At 42.3% G+C, this 15,258-nt stretch carries 16 protein-coding genes; 13 read left to right on the forward strand and 3 right to left on the reverse strand.

All coding sequences use genetic code 11. From position 1 onward, the window contains the following. Positions 1-126: 126 nt before the first annotated feature. Both LA303_RS03485 and LA303_RS03490 read left to right on the forward strand, forming a co-directional pair. On the forward strand, positions 127-537 hold the full coding sequence (locus LA303_RS03485; RefSeq protein ID WP_240526546.1) for a secondary thiamine-phosphate synthase enzyme YjbQ: 411 nt from the start codon (positions 127-129) through the stop codon (positions 535-537). Between the two features lie 6 nt (positions 538-543). After that, a complete protein-coding gene (locus LA303_RS03490; protein WP_240526547.1) occupies positions 544-750 on the forward strand; it encodes a hypothetical protein in 207 nt (68 codons plus the stop codon). On the opposite strand, the gene LA303_RS03495 is transcribed toward LA303_RS03490, so the two are convergent. Then, complete coding sequence (locus LA303_RS03495; protein ID WP_240526548.1) at positions 747-1,340, reverse strand: acyl carrier protein phosphodiesterase; 594 nt, start codon at positions 1,338-1,340, stop codon at positions 747-749. The two genes, LA303_RS03490 and LA303_RS03495, sit on opposite strands and share 4 nt — an antisense overlap. Positions 1,341-1,657: 317 nt before the next feature. Between LA303_RS03495 and kdsA the strand changes: the two genes are divergently transcribed. The 6 genes from kdsA to LA303_RS03525 all read left to right on the forward strand — a co-directional run bounded on the left by kdsA (position 1,658) and on the right by LA303_RS03525 (position 8,216). Further along, complete coding sequence (kdsA, locus tag LA303_RS03500; protein ID WP_240526549.1) at positions 1,658-2,485, forward strand: 3-deoxy-8-phosphooctulonate synthase; 828 nt, start codon at positions 1,658-1,660, stop codon at positions 2,483-2,485. Between the two features lie 16 nt (positions 2,486-2,501). Beyond that, positions 2,502-3,533, forward strand: coding sequence for a transaldolase family protein (locus tag LA303_RS03505; RefSeq protein ID WP_240526550.1), 1,032 nt, complete (start codon positions 2,502-2,504; stop codon positions 3,531-3,533). A 96-nt stretch (positions 3,534-3,629) separates the two neighbouring features. Beyond that, the gene (locus LA303_RS03510) at positions 3,630-4,313 is read left to right on the forward strand and encodes an HAD family hydrolase (protein WP_240526551.1); all 684 of its coding nucleotides are present in this window, start codon (positions 3,630-3,632) and stop codon (positions 4,311-4,313) included. Positions 4,314-4,535: 222 nt separating this feature from the next. Next, a complete protein-coding gene (locus LA303_RS03515) occupies positions 4,536-6,167 on the forward strand; it encodes a thiamine pyrophosphate-dependent enzyme (protein WP_240526552.1) in 1,632 nt (543 codons plus the stop codon). Between the two features lie 13 nt (positions 6,168-6,180). Continuing rightward, positions 6,181-6,765, forward strand: coding sequence for an indolepyruvate oxidoreductase subunit beta (locus tag LA303_RS03520; RefSeq protein WP_240526553.1), 585 nt, complete (start codon positions 6,181-6,183; stop codon positions 6,763-6,765). Positions 6,766-6,977: 212 nt separating this feature from the next. Beyond that, positions 6,978-8,216, forward strand: coding sequence for a M23 family metallopeptidase (locus LA303_RS03525; protein WP_240526554.1), 1,239 nt, complete (start codon positions 6,978-6,980; stop codon positions 8,214-8,216). A gap of 41 nt (positions 8,217-8,257) precedes the next feature. Here the strand turns inward: LA303_RS03525 and LA303_RS03530 are convergent, their stop codons facing one another. Next, complete coding sequence (locus LA303_RS03530) at positions 8,258-9,061, reverse strand: hypothetical protein (protein WP_240526555.1); 804 nt, start codon at positions 9,059-9,061, stop codon at positions 8,258-8,260. Positions 9,062-9,163: 102 nt separating this feature from the next. Continuing rightward, positions 9,164-9,295, reverse strand: coding sequence for a DUF4357 domain-containing protein (locus tag LA303_RS13580; protein WP_394371575.1), 132 nt, complete (start codon positions 9,293-9,295; stop codon positions 9,164-9,166). 617 nt (positions 9,296-9,912) lie between these two features. Here LA303_RS13580 and LA303_RS03540 point away from each other — a divergent pair. From LA303_RS03540 to LA303_RS03560, 5 genes are read left to right on the forward strand one after another with little or no spacing between them, the layout of a single operon-like run. Beyond that, the gene (locus tag LA303_RS03540; protein WP_240526556.1) at positions 9,913-10,371 is read left to right on the forward strand and encodes a division/cell wall cluster transcriptional repressor MraZ; all 459 of its coding nucleotides are present in this window, start codon (positions 9,913-9,915) and stop codon (positions 10,369-10,371) included. 1 nt (position 10,372) lies between these two features. Then, on the forward strand, positions 10,373-11,278 hold the full coding sequence (gene rsmH, locus LA303_RS03545) for a 16S rRNA (cytosine(1402)-N(4))-methyltransferase RsmH (protein WP_240526557.1): 906 nt from the start codon (positions 10,373-10,375) through the stop codon (positions 11,276-11,278). Then, positions 11,275-11,667 carry an FtsL-like putative cell division protein gene (locus LA303_RS03550; protein ID WP_240526558.1) on the forward strand — a complete coding sequence of 131 codons (393 nt, stop codon included), beginning with the start codon at positions 11,275-11,277 and terminating at the stop codon, positions 11,665-11,667. The genes rsmH and LA303_RS03550 overlap by 4 nt, the downstream gene beginning before the upstream one ends. A 2-nt stretch (positions 11,668-11,669) precedes the next feature. Then, the gene (locus LA303_RS03555) at positions 11,670-13,784 is read left to right on the forward strand and encodes a penicillin-binding protein (protein WP_240526559.1); all 2,115 of its coding nucleotides are present in this window, start codon (positions 11,670-11,672) and stop codon (positions 13,782-13,784) included. A gap of 15 nt (positions 13,785-13,799) precedes the next feature. Continuing rightward, positions 13,800-15,257 carry a UDP-N-acetylmuramoyl-L-alanyl-D-glutamate--2,6-diaminopimelate ligase gene (locus LA303_RS03560; RefSeq protein ID WP_240527104.1) on the forward strand — a complete coding sequence of 486 codons (1,458 nt, stop codon included), beginning with the start codon at positions 13,800-13,802 and terminating at the stop codon, positions 15,255-15,257. Position 15,258 lies beyond the last annotated feature (1 nt).

Consider the following 15,258-nt stretch of genomic DNA (forward strand, 5'->3'; position numbering starts at 1 on the left):
TTTAACAGAAATTGTTTTGTGCGTTTTTTATTTTGTTGTTGGGAAACTGAAAAACAAAATACCGGTTCGGTATGTTTGTAAAAATTGGGCAATAATGTTTAATTTTGACCTAAAATTATACGGTACATGATACTACAGAAAGAGATTCTTCTGCCTCCCTTCTCCAGGGGATTTCATTTGATCGATGATCTGGTGCTTGATGCTTTGGGCCAGCTGCCCCAGACCGGACTGCTTAACATTTTTCTGAAACATACCTCCGCAGCGCTGATGTTGAACGAAAATGCCGATCCGGATGTGCGTACCGATTTAGAGACCCTGCTCAACCGGATGGCTCCCGAAGGGGCTTCTTTTTACACCCATGTGTTAGAAGGTGCCGATGATATGCCGGCGCATTTTAAATCAGCAGTGTTGGGGACCTCTCTTACGCTTCCGGTAACCGATTACCGGATTAATACGGGAACCTGGCAGGGGATTTACCTTTGTGAATTTCGCCGGCATGGTGGTCGCCGCCGCTTGGTTTTAACTCTTTATTCATAGGATATTATGTTGAAAGTAATTATTCTGGCTGTGATTCTGACAGGCCTGGCCTTTGCCGCGCTTTCGATCACGATTTTGTTAAAAAAAGACGGGAAATTTCCCGAAACCAAAATCGGTCATAATAAAAAAATCAGGAAAAAAGGCATTGAATGTGCTTTTACTCAGGATTATAAATCGCAAAAGCAATCTCCCGGGTGGAACCGTCCCAACTAATCGGCAGGGAGTGTATAGCCGGTTTCTTTTACCCGGTTTTCCAACAAGGGATAAAAAGTATTGAAATTTTTCTGAAGTTGGTCATAGTGTTCTTGTAAAACAGGAAGGGCATTTTTCATTCCTGACCGGAAACCAGTTCGACGATCCATATTATAGAAGATTTTTTCCAGCTCAACGGGTGAAGCATAACTATGCAGCCAGTTCTGTGCTATCATAAAAGGGATGATGCGCTTTATGCGGGCAGGTAACAAAAAGAAATTTTTCCCCAATACCCGGTAGATGTGCCGGGTAAAATCCACCAGTTGTCCGGAAGAATAAGCCGACCAGTTAACCGATAAAAAATGATCGAAATAGAGATCAATAACAACACCGGAATAGAGTCCAAAATAAGGACGCAGAATAACCCGGCTCTGTTTTACAAGCGGATGTTTGTCCGTAAAATCATCAATAACCCGGTGCAGCAGAATCCCGTTTTGGATTTTTGAAGAGTAATTTTTCCATTGATTTCCTTTTACAGCGTCGGCTATTAAATTGCCTGTTAGTATTTTGTCGTCGTCTCCGGAAAGATGGGCGTGTGCCAGAAAATTCATTGTTGAAAATTTGCTTAAAATTAGTTTTTCTTCGGAATTGATTTCCGGCAAGAAATCAAGATTTTTTGCTGAAGCAACAAAACAAGAATTTGTCTTTGCCAACGGACATTATCTGCTTTTAAAATCCGATTTTCATACATACCGTTTTTAGTTGTAACTTGCACCCGTTTTTATTAACGGCTTTTTGTCTTTGGTAAAAACCGGAAAGTGTTGAGTGTTATGATGTTTTAGTGAGAAAATGTTGAGCCGGTTCTGCTGGTTGTAAACGAAAAACAGCGTTTGCAAAAAGCGAAGCGGATGAAATAAATTTTAAATGTATGAAAAACATAGAAGTTGCAGGTAAAACTTTTGGCGAAAAAGAACTTTTCCTGATCTGTGGTCCTTGTGTTATTGAGGAAGAAAAGATCATGATGGATGCCGCCGAACGAATAAAAAAAATAGCCGAGCGTCTTCATTTGCCGCTGATTTTCAAGTCGTCTTTTATGAAAGACAACCGAAGTTCGGTGGAGTATTATCAAGGGCCCGGGCTGGAAAAAGGTTTGCGCCTGCTCGAAAAAATAAAAACAACTTTTGATATGCCGGTACTCTCGGATGTGCATTACCTTTCGCAGGTAAAACCGGCAGCCGAAGTGTTGGATGTTATTCAGATTCCGGCTTACCTTTGTATGCAAACTTCGTTGGTTACCGAAGCAGCAAAAACCGGAAAACCGGTGAATATTAAACACGGTCAGTTTATTGCACCTGAAAATATGATTAAACCGGTGCAGAAGGTTGAACATTACGGCAATAAAAATATTATACTTACCGAGCGTGGTTATACCTTTGGATACAATGACTTAATTGTGGATCCGCGCAGTTTTTATGAGCTGAACCGTATTGGTTATCCGGTTGTATTTGACATTACTCATTGTATCCGGCGGTACGGTATTCCGAGTGCCGATCCGGCCGGTGGAACCCGCCAGTATCTTGGCCCTATTGCCCGGGCTGGTGTGGCTGCCGGTATTGATGGTATTTTTGTGGAAGCACATCCTAAAGCTTGTGATGCCTTGTGCGATGCTGCCAGCCAATTGGATATTGACCAGCTTGAAGAATTCCTGAAACCTCTTATTGAAATTCATTACACCGAAAAAAAATATAGAAAATAACTTAAAAGCGATAATTATGATGGAGTTATATCTGGATTCGGCCGATGTTAACGAGATTAAAGAAGTCTTTAAACTCGGTTTTCTCGACGGATTGACCACAACCCCCACTTTTATGCACCGGCACGGTATTACCGATATCGACGGTACTATTCTTGAACTTTCAAAAATTGTTCCGGTTTTGCAGATTGAAGCACTGGGCGACACGGCTGAGGAAATTGTTGCCGAGGCACACCGCCTGCTCGATTTGGGGCTGGATAAGAAAAAAACCGTTTTTAAAATTCCGGCATCGTTGGAAGCGACCCGTGCCTGCAAAATGTTGCGCGACGAAGATATTATGGTAAACATCCATCTGGTTTACAACCTGCAACAGGCTTACATGGCCATGTCGGCCGGAGCAACTTATGTATGTGTACTCGTGGGCAGGATGCAAGACCAGGGGTATGATGCTTTGAAACTGGTGGAAGATATTGTCAATGTGATTGATCATTACGGTTACGATAGCAAATTGATGTTTTCATCGGTACGTCATCCTGAGCATGTGAAAAATGCCCTTGAACTGGGTTCGCATTGCTGTACCATTCCCTGGCGTGTGATGAAACAAATGAATACCAATAACTTTACCACTATCGGAACAGAGCAGTTTGTTTCGCACACCCGGCAAATTACCATGCGGGTAAAAGATGCCATTCCTGAAGGTGTAAATCCTGTTGTTACCTTGAACAATACGGTAAATGATGCCATTGTGGAAATGACAAAATCAGGAACCGGCGCTGTGTCTATTGTGGACGAAAAAGGAAAAATTGCCGGTGTTTTTACCGATGGCGATCTGCGTCGTTATCTGAAAAACGAAGGCGAATCCATTTTGTCCAGAACCATGGACAGTTTTAAACTTTTTGAACCCATTACGGTGGATGCCGATGACTTGCTGAAAAATGCCACGGCTATTTTTAAAGAAAAACAAATCGATAACATCATTGTAACGGATCATCAAAAACCGGTCGGGATGCTTGATGTGCAGGATTTGGTGAAGCTTAAAGTGTTGGATTAAGAAGGAGAGGATCGATCAGTAAATTTTTTGCAGACAGATAAATGGCTTACCGAAAAACATGAAAAATAAAATAAGGTTCCACATAAAACAGAATGCATGAATGATATAGAAGCCTTATTTATCCGGACCGGTGGCCGGTTTGTCACCGCTGTTACTGATCTGCAAAAGAAAGTTGCCGCCTTAAAAGCGGTGATCTTCGATTGGGACGGTGTGTTTAATGCCGGCTACAAAACCGATGCCGGCAGCAGTCCTTTTTCTGAAGTTGATTCCATGGGAATCAATATGCTCAGGGTTGACTTTTGGTTACGTTATCACCGGATACTTCCTGTTTTTGTGATCACCGGAGCTGAAAACGAAATGGCTTTGCGTCTGGCACGTCGCGAACATTTAAACGGGATTTTTATGAAGTATATTCATAAAACCCGGGCTCTTGAGATGATCTTACATGATTACGGTTTGAAAAAAGAGGAAGTGGCTTTTGTTTTTGATGATATTTTGGACATTGAAGTGGCCCGCCAAGTAGGTGTTTCTGTTCTTGTGAACCGTTCAGGAAGTCCGCTTACCACTGATTATATCGTTTCAAACAAAGTGTGTGATTATATCACTGGCAATGAAAGCGGAAATTTTGCTGTACGCGAAGCTTGTGAACTGTTCATCGGCCTTGGTGGCAATATGGTTCAAACCATCGAAACACGGATTCGTTTTAAAGGCGAATACGAACAGTACCTGACCAACCGGAATCGTACCGAAACCCATCTGTTCCGTTTCGGCGAGCAGTAATTTGTTTATTCTTGTTTTGTTTGTAAAACACCTGGTATTCAGATGTTATACGGGGTGTTTTTCTCTTGGCTTCGATGTGAATATTTCGAAATTCGTAAGAGAAAATTTTTCCGGGAAAATCAATTTAAAATTATTATAGATTTCGGTTTTTCCCGGAACAAACGTTTGAAAAGTGGTACCTTTGCGTGCGATTTTTTTAAGCTTAATTAAACAAAAAAATAAATGGATAAATTACTGCTACTTGGTGATGAAGCAATTGCCCAGGGTGCTGTAGATGCCGGAATTTCCGGTGTTTTTGCATATCCGGGTACTCCTTCCACCGAAATTACCGAATATATTCAAGCTTCAAAAGAAGCCAAAGAACGGCACATTGCCTCACAATGGTCGTCCAATGAAAAAACAGCCATGGAAACAGCTATTGGTATGTCATATGCCGGTAAGCGTGCCTTGGTATGTATGAAACACGTGGGTTTAAATGTAGCGGCCGATGCATTTATCAATTCGGCCATTACCGGAGCTCACGGTGGATTGGTGGTCGTTTCGGCCGATGATCCTTCCATGCACTCGTCGCAAAACGAACAAGATTCGCGGTTTTACGGAAAGTTTGCCCAGATCCCGGTGTTGGAACCTTCTAACCAACAGGAAGCTTACGACATGACCCGTTATGCTTTCGATTTGTCGGAAAAATTCGGAACGCCGGTTCTGTTTCGTATTACCACCCGGTTGTCTCATTCTCGTTCGGGAGTAAAACGCGGCGAAATGCATCCGCAAAATGAGCTGAGCCTGCCTTCCGATCTGAAACAATTTATTTTGCTTCCGTCTATTGCCCGTAAACAATATGATGTGTTGCTGGGGAAACAGGCTGCTTTCCAGGAAGAAAGTGAAAAATCGGGCTACAACAAGCTCATTCCCGGAAAAGACAAAAGTATGGGAATTGTGGCCTGTGGTATTGCCTATAATTATCTGATGGAAAACTATCAGGGAGAAGAAATTCCTTATCCTGTTTTAAAAATCGGACAATATCCGGTTTCTCGCCGGTTGGTTCGTGAGTTCTACGATCAGGTAGATTCTGTTCTTATGCTTGAAGAAGGCTACCCGGTGTTAGAAGAACTTTTCCGTGGTATTTTGGATGAAGGGAAACCGGTAAAAGGCCGGATGGACGGAACCATTCCGCGTTCCGGCGAACTTAATCCCAATATTGTGGGAAAAGCACTGGGAAAAGAAATAGCCGAAGGTTATCCTGTTCCTTCTGTTTTGCGCGGCCGCCCGCCATTGCTTTGCGACGGATGTCCGCACTGGGATTCGTTTGGTGCGCTTAACGAAGCCATGAAAGACTACGGCCCCGGACGTGTTCTTTCCGACATTGGATGTTACACACTGAGTGCCCTTGAACCGTTAAATTCGATCAACAGTTGTGTGGATATGGGTGCTTCCATAACCATGGCTGTGGGTGCTGCCGAAGCCGGACTGGTACCGGCTGTGGCGGTGATTGGTGATTCTACCTTTACCCATTCGGGAATGACCGGACTTTTGGATGCTGTAAACCGGAACGTCCCTGTTACGGTTGTGTTGCTCGACAACAGTACCACCGGAATGACCGGCGGACAAGATTCTGCCGGACTTGGAAAATTAGAAAGTATCATTAAAGGAATTGGTGTGGATGAAAAACATATCCGGATCATCAAGCCTTTACGCCGCCTGCATGACGAAAATGTAAAAGTCTTTAAAGAGGAACTTGCCTATGAAGGGGTTTCGGTAATTATTCCGCGGCGCGAATGTGTACAAACGCTGGCCCGCCGGATGAAACTGAAACATGCTAAGAAGAAAGAGACCAAAGAAAGTGTCAACAATTAAAAAAGAAAAAACCATGAAAAAAGATATTATCCTTGGTGGTGTGGGCGGACAAGGAATCCTTACCATAGCCACTGTTATCGGAATGGCTGCTTTGTCAGAAGGTTTGCAATTAAAACAGTCTGAAGTGCACGGGATGAGCCAGCGCGGCGGTGATGTGCAGTCGAATTTGCGGATTTCTTCCGATCCGATCGCATCGGATCTGATCCCCGAAGGGAAAGCTGATATGATCCTGGCTGTGGAGCCGCTCGAATCATTACGCTATTTTAATATGCTGAACCGCGAAACAGGTTGGCTGATTACCAGCATCAACCCGTTCAAAAATATTCCGGATTATCCTCCTTTGGAAGAAGTGTTGGCTGAGATTACAAAACTTCCCCGTTATATTACCATTGACGCTGACCGGATTGCTCAGACGCAGGGCTCGGTAAAAGCGGCCAATATTGTAGTGCTCGGTGCCGCTTCTCCTTTTATCGGACTGAAGTACGAATCGTTGGAGAATGCTGTACGCCAGCTTTTTGGTAAAAAAGGAGAAGAGATTGTAAATCTGAACCTCCAGGCTTTGAAAGCCGGACGCGATTTTGCCGAAGAAAACCGGTAATTTGTGTTGAAAAAAGCCGATGGCAGTCCTGAATTTGTTTGTCAGGATTTCTATCGGCTTTTTTTATGCCGGTACTGCTCCTTTTCTTTTTGTGGGAAGTATTCCGGAGGGCAAATGTTAAAAAATCTGAAAACAAAAAGGCGCTTTCTTTTCCTTTTTCCCGTGGAAAAAAATAATTCTACTTTTGCACCTTCCAAGTTAATAATACGGATATGACTCAAGCCAAATCAAAATATTTCTTTTTCTATATATTTATTTTATCTCTTTTTGTTGCCTCTTGTCATCGTACGGAAAAGGCGCCGGCATCAACATCGCCGGTTTCTGCTGTTCAGCCTAAAACCGTTGCACGGGTGATTTATGGCATTAATGTGGATAGCTTGTTGGTGAAGAAGGGGAAAGTAAAACGAAATCAGCACTTGTCTGATATCTTGTTGCATTATGGCGTAAGTTACGCTACTATTGATTATCTGGCCCGTCATACCAAAAAAGTATTTGATGTCCGGCAAATCAGACGGGGACACTGGTATGTTCTCATTGCCCGGAATGACTCCCTCCAGACGCCGGAGTGGTTTGCTTATGAAATATCTCCGTCACGGTATGTTTTATATCATCTTTTTGATTCGCTTTATGCGGTGAGAGGAGAAAAACCGATAATCAAAAAACAGGTTGCTACCGAGGGCGTGATTACTTCTTCCTTGTGGAATGCCATGATGAAAAGCCATGATGATCCTAATCTGGCAGTGAAACTCTCTGAAATTTATGCCTGGACCATTGACTTTTTTGAGTTGCGAAAAGGAGATCGCTATAAAGCAATATACCAGAAGGTTTATGTGGACAGTAACTATGTGGGACTGGGAAAAGTAGAAGCAGCCGATTTTATCCGGAAAGATGGACATCATTACGCTTTTTACTTTGAACAGAATGGAAAAGGGGATTACTTTGATGAAAACGGAAAGAGCCTGGAGCGCACTTTTTTGAAAGCGCCGTTAAAATACCGTTATATCAGTTCTCGTTTTTCCAATCACCGCTGGCATCCGATTTTGAAAATATACCGCCCGCATCATGGGGTAGATTATGCTGCTGCCGAAGGAACGCCGGTGCATGCACTGGGCGACGGCGTGGTCATTAAAAAGGGATATCAGCGTAATGGAGCGGGGAATTATTTAAAAATCAGACACAACAGTGTTTATACAACACAATATGCGCATTTAAGGGCTTTTGCACGCGGAATTCGTGTGGGTGTTCATGTCCGGCAGGGGCAGTTGATTGGTTATGTGGGGCATACCGGTCTGGCTACCGGTCCGCATCTCGATTTCCGGTTTTATAAATATGGGAAGCCGGTTAATCCGCTTACGGTGAAATCGCCGCCGGCTAAACCGGTAGCACCGCAATACCGCCAGGCTTTCGACTCGATCGTTCGTCATTACCGCCCGATTCTCGATTCATTATAATTCTTTCTATATGAATTGATATTTTGTAGCCGGAAAAAGGGTTAAAAACTTATTGTAACTTTTAATTTTCCAGAAATGGATTTGACTTGATCAATTTTACTTTTTTGTACGGCACCAATAATTTTAACTTTCCAGTTTCCTGGTTTTTGTCTGCTGTTGTTAACAACAGATGCCGAGCATTTTAAGGGTTTTTGCCAATTGGGTAAATTAGACCAGGTTGAATTCTTGCATAGTACAACTTGGGTTGGTCCTGCTAATTCAACCTTTAACATTTGTGTTTGCTTATCAATTTCAACCTTTATTCGTTTTGCAGTCTTGGGTACGTTTATTGTAAAAACGACTTCTCCTTTTGGAGCAATATGAAAGGAAAATTCTTTTGTGTCTGATTTTTTTTCAGAAACTAATGGGTGGTTTTCAATAAAATGACCGTTGATATAAACAATTAAAGTGCCTGAAACTGATTTGATTTGATCAACTTTACTTTTTTGTACTGCACCAATAATTTTAACTTTCCAGTTTCCGGATTTTTGTCTCTTGTTGTTGGCAATAGACGCTGAGCATTTTAAAGGCTTTTGCCAATTGGATAAATTAGACCAGGTTGAATTTCTACATAAAACAGTGTTAGTAGGTCCTATCAGTTCAACTTTTAACATTTGGGTTTGGTTTATTATTTTGGCTTCAACAGTTTTTGTCCCTTGCGGTATAAGAATATTAAAAGTTTTTTCTCCGGTTGCGGAAACGGTAAAGTTTACTTTCGTTACAATTTTTTTCTCATTATTTTGCGAATAGGCACTTAAAGAAGCAGAAATAAAAAGAAAGAAAAAAATGAATTTGTTTGTTTTCATGAGTGTAATTTTTGTGTGATTATTTGTTGATGTAATATGTTGTTCAGGTTCTTAAGTCAGCAAAATAGTTTAAGTTTTTGAGTGCATGGCAGAACAATTATTTTACTTGTTTTTTGATTCATAATCTTTTAATGTCGTTCCGTCTTTTAATTTCCATTCTGTTAACCCATTTGCATTTCTCCCCATGACAATTGCCGCGGCAGTTGAAGGGCTTGAGAATTCATAATCTTCCACAAAAATTAAGCTGCCATTATCTTTTAATAAGCTTTTCCTGTCCAGTTTGATAATTCACATGTAATTCGTCCATTTGGAATACCATCGATTAAAAATAATGTTATTTTTTTTCCGAAATTTTTCATACAATTTTTTTATAGTGATGGCTAACTTATTAGTCCATCATCAAATATACACTTTTTTTATTAAAGAAAGTTTAAATAAAGGGTGTTTAATTTTGGTGTAGTTGTATTCAATAGGTTCTGAGTTACTAAGTATTTATAGCGTCGGTTGAAAAATATGGGAAAACCAAATGAGCGGCTTTTGTATCATGAAAACAGAAACCAAAATCAGAATAATTTCTAATGTTTTTTTGTTGCCAGTTTTAAGGATGAAGAAAGAATAACCCCGGTTTTTACGATGGAGTTATTAACAAACGGCCCCTTCGGTGTATTGTTAATAAGTTTTTGCCTGATTCTCTTGAAAGTCCTTATTGCTGATAATCAGCGTGTTGTCTTTTTAATGAAAAAGAAAAGCCCCCTTTTTTGTAACATTTTTTTAACAACGTGGTAAAAAGTGGTAAATAATGTAAAAAAGTGGTAAATAAGTAGTATATTTACGCCATAAAACTGCGTTTAATGCTCAATGTGATAGGAACATACGAAGCCAGAATTGATGCCAAAGGAAGATTCATGTTTCCAGTGGCTTACAAAACCCAAATGGGGGATGAGATCCGGAAGGGCTTTGTGGTGAAACGGAGCATTTTCAAAAAATGTCTTGAGCTTTTCCCGGCAGAGCAGTGGAAAATTGAATCGGCCATGGTGGCCAAGCTGAATATGTTCAAGAAAAAGAACGCAGAGTTTGTTACCAAGTTTATGGCTGGTGTTAAGCCGGTCGAGCTGGATGGTACCGGGCGGTTGCTTCTCCCGAAGGATCTGCTGCAATATGGCGGAATTACTAAGCATATCGTGCTCACATCAGTCGTAAACCGAATTGAAATCTGGGATAAAGAGGCCTATGAAAAGGCGGTGGATTATAACCCGGACGATTTTGCCGAATTGGCTGAAGAAGTGATGGGTGAGCTCGAAACTGAATAAAATGTATCACAATCCGGTTTTATTACATAAAAGCATTGATGGTCTTCGTATTCATCCCGGCGGGATATACGTAGATGCTACTTTTGGCGGAGGGGGACATGCCCGCGCTATTCTGGAAAAACTGGGGCCTGATGGAACGTTGGTGGCTTTTGACCAGGATCCGGAAGCCGAAGCCAATAAGCCGGACGACGAGCGGTTGATTTTTGTGAATCAAAATTTCCGTTACCTGAAAAATTTTCTCCGTTTGTATGATAAAGTGCCGGTGGATGGTATTCTGGCTGATCTCGGGGTGAGTTCCCATCAGTTTGATGAGGGCGCACGCGGGTTTTCCATTCGGTTTGACGGACCGTTGGATATGCGAATGGGAAAGCATCAGGAGATAACGGCGGCGGATGTGCTTAATGAATATTCGCAGGAAGAAATCCAACAGATTATCCGGCTTTATGGCGAAATAAAAAATAGCCGTTGTATGGCTGAGCAGATTGTGAGCCGGAGAAAACAAAAACCTTTTGAAACCACTTTTGAATTGATAGAAGCGGTAGAGAAGTGTATTCCGCCTACGCGGCGAAATAAAATGCTCGCCATGTTGTTTCAGGCGCTTCGTATCGAAGTCAACCAGGAGCTGGAGGCGCTTAAAGCTTTTTTGGAGCAAACCGTGGATGTGTTAAAGCCGGGAGGCCGGTTGGTGGTGATTGCCTATCATTCGCTGGAAGACCGGTTGGTGAAAAACTTCATAAAAACCGGAAATTTTGAAGGAAAAGTACAAAAGGATTTTTTCGGGAATGATTTAGTAGAGATGAAGCCGGTGGTGAATAAAGTAATTGTTCCCGACGAGGAAGAAATTATGCGGAACAGCCGGGCCCGTTCGGCCCGAATGCGTGTGGCAGAAAAATTACCAGAATCATGAAAGGAAATCAGTTTAAAAAAGAAAAGCAGGAAAAAGAAGGAGGGCATGCCGAAGGAGCGGGAACCTTTGTTCGTGCTACGCAGGATGTGTTGGGAGGAGGAATTCTGGAAAATAAAAAAGCAAAACGGGTATTCCCGTTTTTGCTTTTTTTGGCACTGTTGGCATTCGTTTATATCACCAACGATTATTTGTTGGAAAATAAAGTACGGAAAATTACCCGTATGGAACGGCAGATCAGAGAACTGCGGTATGAATACATCTCGGTGAAATCGGATTTGATGACGTTGAGCAAGCAGTCGCAGCTGGAAAAAAGGCTGGAAAAGATGGGGATAAAAGAAAACAAAGAACCGGTAAAAACCATTGTCATTTATTCTAAAAACGCAAAATAGCTTTGTCAGGAAACAAAAAAGTCATATTGCCCCGTGTGTATCTCGTCTATTTCGGGACGTTGATTTTTGGTGTATTGATTATCGGAAAAATAATCGAAATTCAGTACAAGGAAGGTCCTCAGCTGCTGGCAAAAGCCAAAAAACAAGAGATCCGGGTTTTTAACCTGAAAGCAGACCGTGGAAATATTTTGTCGGCAAAAGATAATCTGCTGGCTACCTCCGTCCCCGTTTTTGAAATACGCATGGATGTGGCTAACGGATATATTTCCAATGCATTGTTTCGCGAAAAAGTCGATTCGCTGGCTTTGTGTCTTTCCCGTCTTTTTAAAGACCGTTCAACCGGTTATTACATCCGGATCTTGAAACGTGCCCGGGCCAAAGGAAACCGTTATTTGTTATTGCATCGTCATGTGAGTTATTCGCAACTGAAACAGTTACGTACTTTTCCCATTCTGCGTCGTGGAAGAAATCGTGGCGGACTCATCGCCATTCAAAAAACCCGGCGCGAATTGCCCTTTGGACAGCTGGCTGCCCGCACCATTGGTTACGAAAACAAAAAAGAACATTTGTATGTAGGACTGGAAGGAGCCTGGTCTGATGTGCTCACCGGAGTGGATGGAAAGCAAATCCGCCGGCGAATCAACGGAGGGGCCTGGCTTCCTGTGCATGATGAAAATGAAATCCTTCCCCAAAACGGAAAAGATATCATCACTACCCTCGATATGAATTTGCAGGATGTCGCCGAAAATGCTTTGCTGAAACAGATGATCAAGCATGATGCGGTAATGGGATGTGCCATCCTGATGCAGGTAAAAACCGGTGATATCAAAGCCATTGCCAATTTGATGTATGATAAAAAAACCGGTTTTTATCAGGAAAGTTACAATATGGCCATTGGCGAAAAATATGAGCCGGGTTCCACTTTTAAACTGGCTTCCGTGATTTCGGCATTGGAAGATCACAAAATTAAACTGACCGATACGGTTTCTGTAAAAAAAGGTTATGTGATGTATTATGGGCGGAGGCTTCGCGATGTGCATGTCATTGGTAACGGACTGATTACCGTGCGGCAGGCTTTTGAGCATTCGTCGAATGTGGGAATCTCCAAAGTGATTGAACGGGCCTACAAAAAAGAACCTTCACGTTTTATACAGCATTTGTATGCGATGGATCTAAACAAACCGCTCGGTTTGAAAATTGCCGGAGAAGCCAAGCCGTACATTAAAAACCCGTCGGATAAAAAACATTGGTATCTTACTTCATTACCCTGGATGTCAGTGGGATATGGTTTGGAAATTACTCCGCTGCAATTGTTGACCTTTTACAATGCGGTAGCCAATAACGGCGTAGAAGTAAAACCCCGGTTTGTAACGGCAATTTCTGATGGCGGAAGGATCATCAAAAAGTTCCCGGTTCAAATCAGAAATCCGAAAATAGCCTCTTTGCCCACCATAAAGAAAGCGCAAAGCTTACTGGAAGGAGTGGTGTTGCGCGGAACCGCACAAAATCTGAAAAACGATCATTTTCAAATGGCGGGAAAGACCGGTACAGCTAAAATATCAGAAAACGGAAAATATATTCCGGGAGCTTATAATGCATCTTTTGTGGGATATTTTCCGGCTAACGATCCGCAATATTCTTGTATCGTGGTGATCAACAAGCCGAAACACGGCTATTACGGGAGCCAGGTGGCCGCACCGGTTTTTAAGGAAATTGCCGATAAAGTGTATGCAACCTCTGTGGCGCTGCATCAAAAACCGGCAAAAAAAGATTCGCTGAAAACCACCATTCCGGTGGCTGTCAATGCGGCCTGGTATCCTGATCTGAAAGAAATTTATCATCAACTCGGTATTTCCACATTCCGCTATTCTTATGCTGATGGTTGGACTGTCACCAGCGAAAAGAAAGGAAAAGTAGTATTTCATCCTAAGATGTTTTCGGCAAATCTTGTTCCCAATGTAAAGGGAATGACTGCTGAAGATGCTGTGTTTTTGTTGGAAAACAAAGGAATGAAAGTAATGGTCCATGGCAGAGGAGTCGTGTATGATCAGTCGGTGAAACCGGGTAGTCCTGTGGTAAAAGGGAAAAAAATCATTATCCGGTTGACGAATTTATAACAAAAGACATTCATGTTGAAAACATTACAAGACATATTATCTGGAGTTTCCGTTGAAAAAACAATCGGAGAAATCAATGTGCCTGTGAAGCATATCCGGTTTGATTCCCGTGATGTTTCTCAACAGGATCTCTTTGTTGCTGTTCCCGGTACCCAGGTTGATGGCCATCATTATATTGATAAAGCCATTGAAAAAGGAGCGGCGGCCATTGTGTGCGAACATCTCCCGGAGCATTTAAAATCAGGAGTAACTTATGTTAAAGTGCCGCATGCCGCCCGGGCTCTCGGAAAAATGGCTTCGGCTTATTTTGATCATCCATCGGAAAAGCTGAAAGTGGTAGGGGTAACCGGTACCAACGGCAAAACCACCATCGTCACTTTGCTGCATCAATTATTCCTGAAACTGGGGTACAAAGCCGGTATGCTTTCTACCATTGTCAATAAAATAAACCATCGGGAAATTAAAAGTACACACACTACACCGGATGCGGTTCACATTCAGCAGATGCTGAATGATATGGTGAAAGCCGGATGTGATTATGTTTTTATGGAAGTGAGTTCGCATGCCATTGTGCAAGAGCGTATTGCCGGTTTGCAGTTTGCCGGTGGCGTTTTTACCAACATCACTCATGATCATCTGGATTATCATAAAACATTCAAAGAGTACATTTTTGCCAAAAAACGATTTTTTGATCTTTTGCCCGAAAAGGCTTTCGCCTTGGTGAATGCTGATGACCGCCATGCTAAGGTGATGATACAAAATACAAAAGCCCGGAAGTACACTTATGGTATTCGCTCAATGGCAGATTTTCATGCCCGGGTGCTGGAGAACCGTTTTTCGGGACTGGAAATGATCATTAACGAAAAACCCTTTTTCTCGCTGCTGACAGGAATCTTTAATGCTTCCAATTTATTGGCGGTGTATGCGGTAGCTGTTTTGCTTGAGCAGGATCGTGACGAAGTTTTGCAGGTACTCAGTAGTTTGAAAGGAGCCGAAGGCCGCTTTGAAGTTTTGACTTCTCCTGATCAGGTAATCTGTATTGTGGATTATGCGCATACACCGGATGCCCTGAAAAATGTCTTGACAACCATTCAGGATATTCGTTCCGGTAATGAGCAGCTGATTACCGTGGTAGGAGCCGGAGGAAACCGCGACAAGACCAAAAGACCTGAGATGGCTGCTATTGCTGCTTCGTTGAGCAACCGGGTGATTTTGACTTCAGACAATCCGCGCAACGAAGATCCGGAAATCATTTTGCAGGACATGAAAGCGGGTATCGATCCGGTGCATAAGAAAAATACACTGGTTATTTCTGACCGGAAAGAAGCCATAAAAACAGCGTATGCTTTGGCTGCTCCGGGAGATATTATTTTGATTGCGGGAAAAGGACATGAGAAATACCAGGAAATAAAAGGAGTACGCTATCCTTTTGACGATAAACAGGTTTTGTTGGAAATTTTTGAAACACGATAAA

The sequence above is a fragment of the Candidatus Sulfidibacterium hydrothermale genome (assembly GCF_020149915.1).
In the GTDB taxonomy this organism is placed as follows: Bacteria; Bacteroidota; Bacteroidia; order Bacteroidales; family F082; genus Sulfidibacterium; species Sulfidibacterium hydrothermale.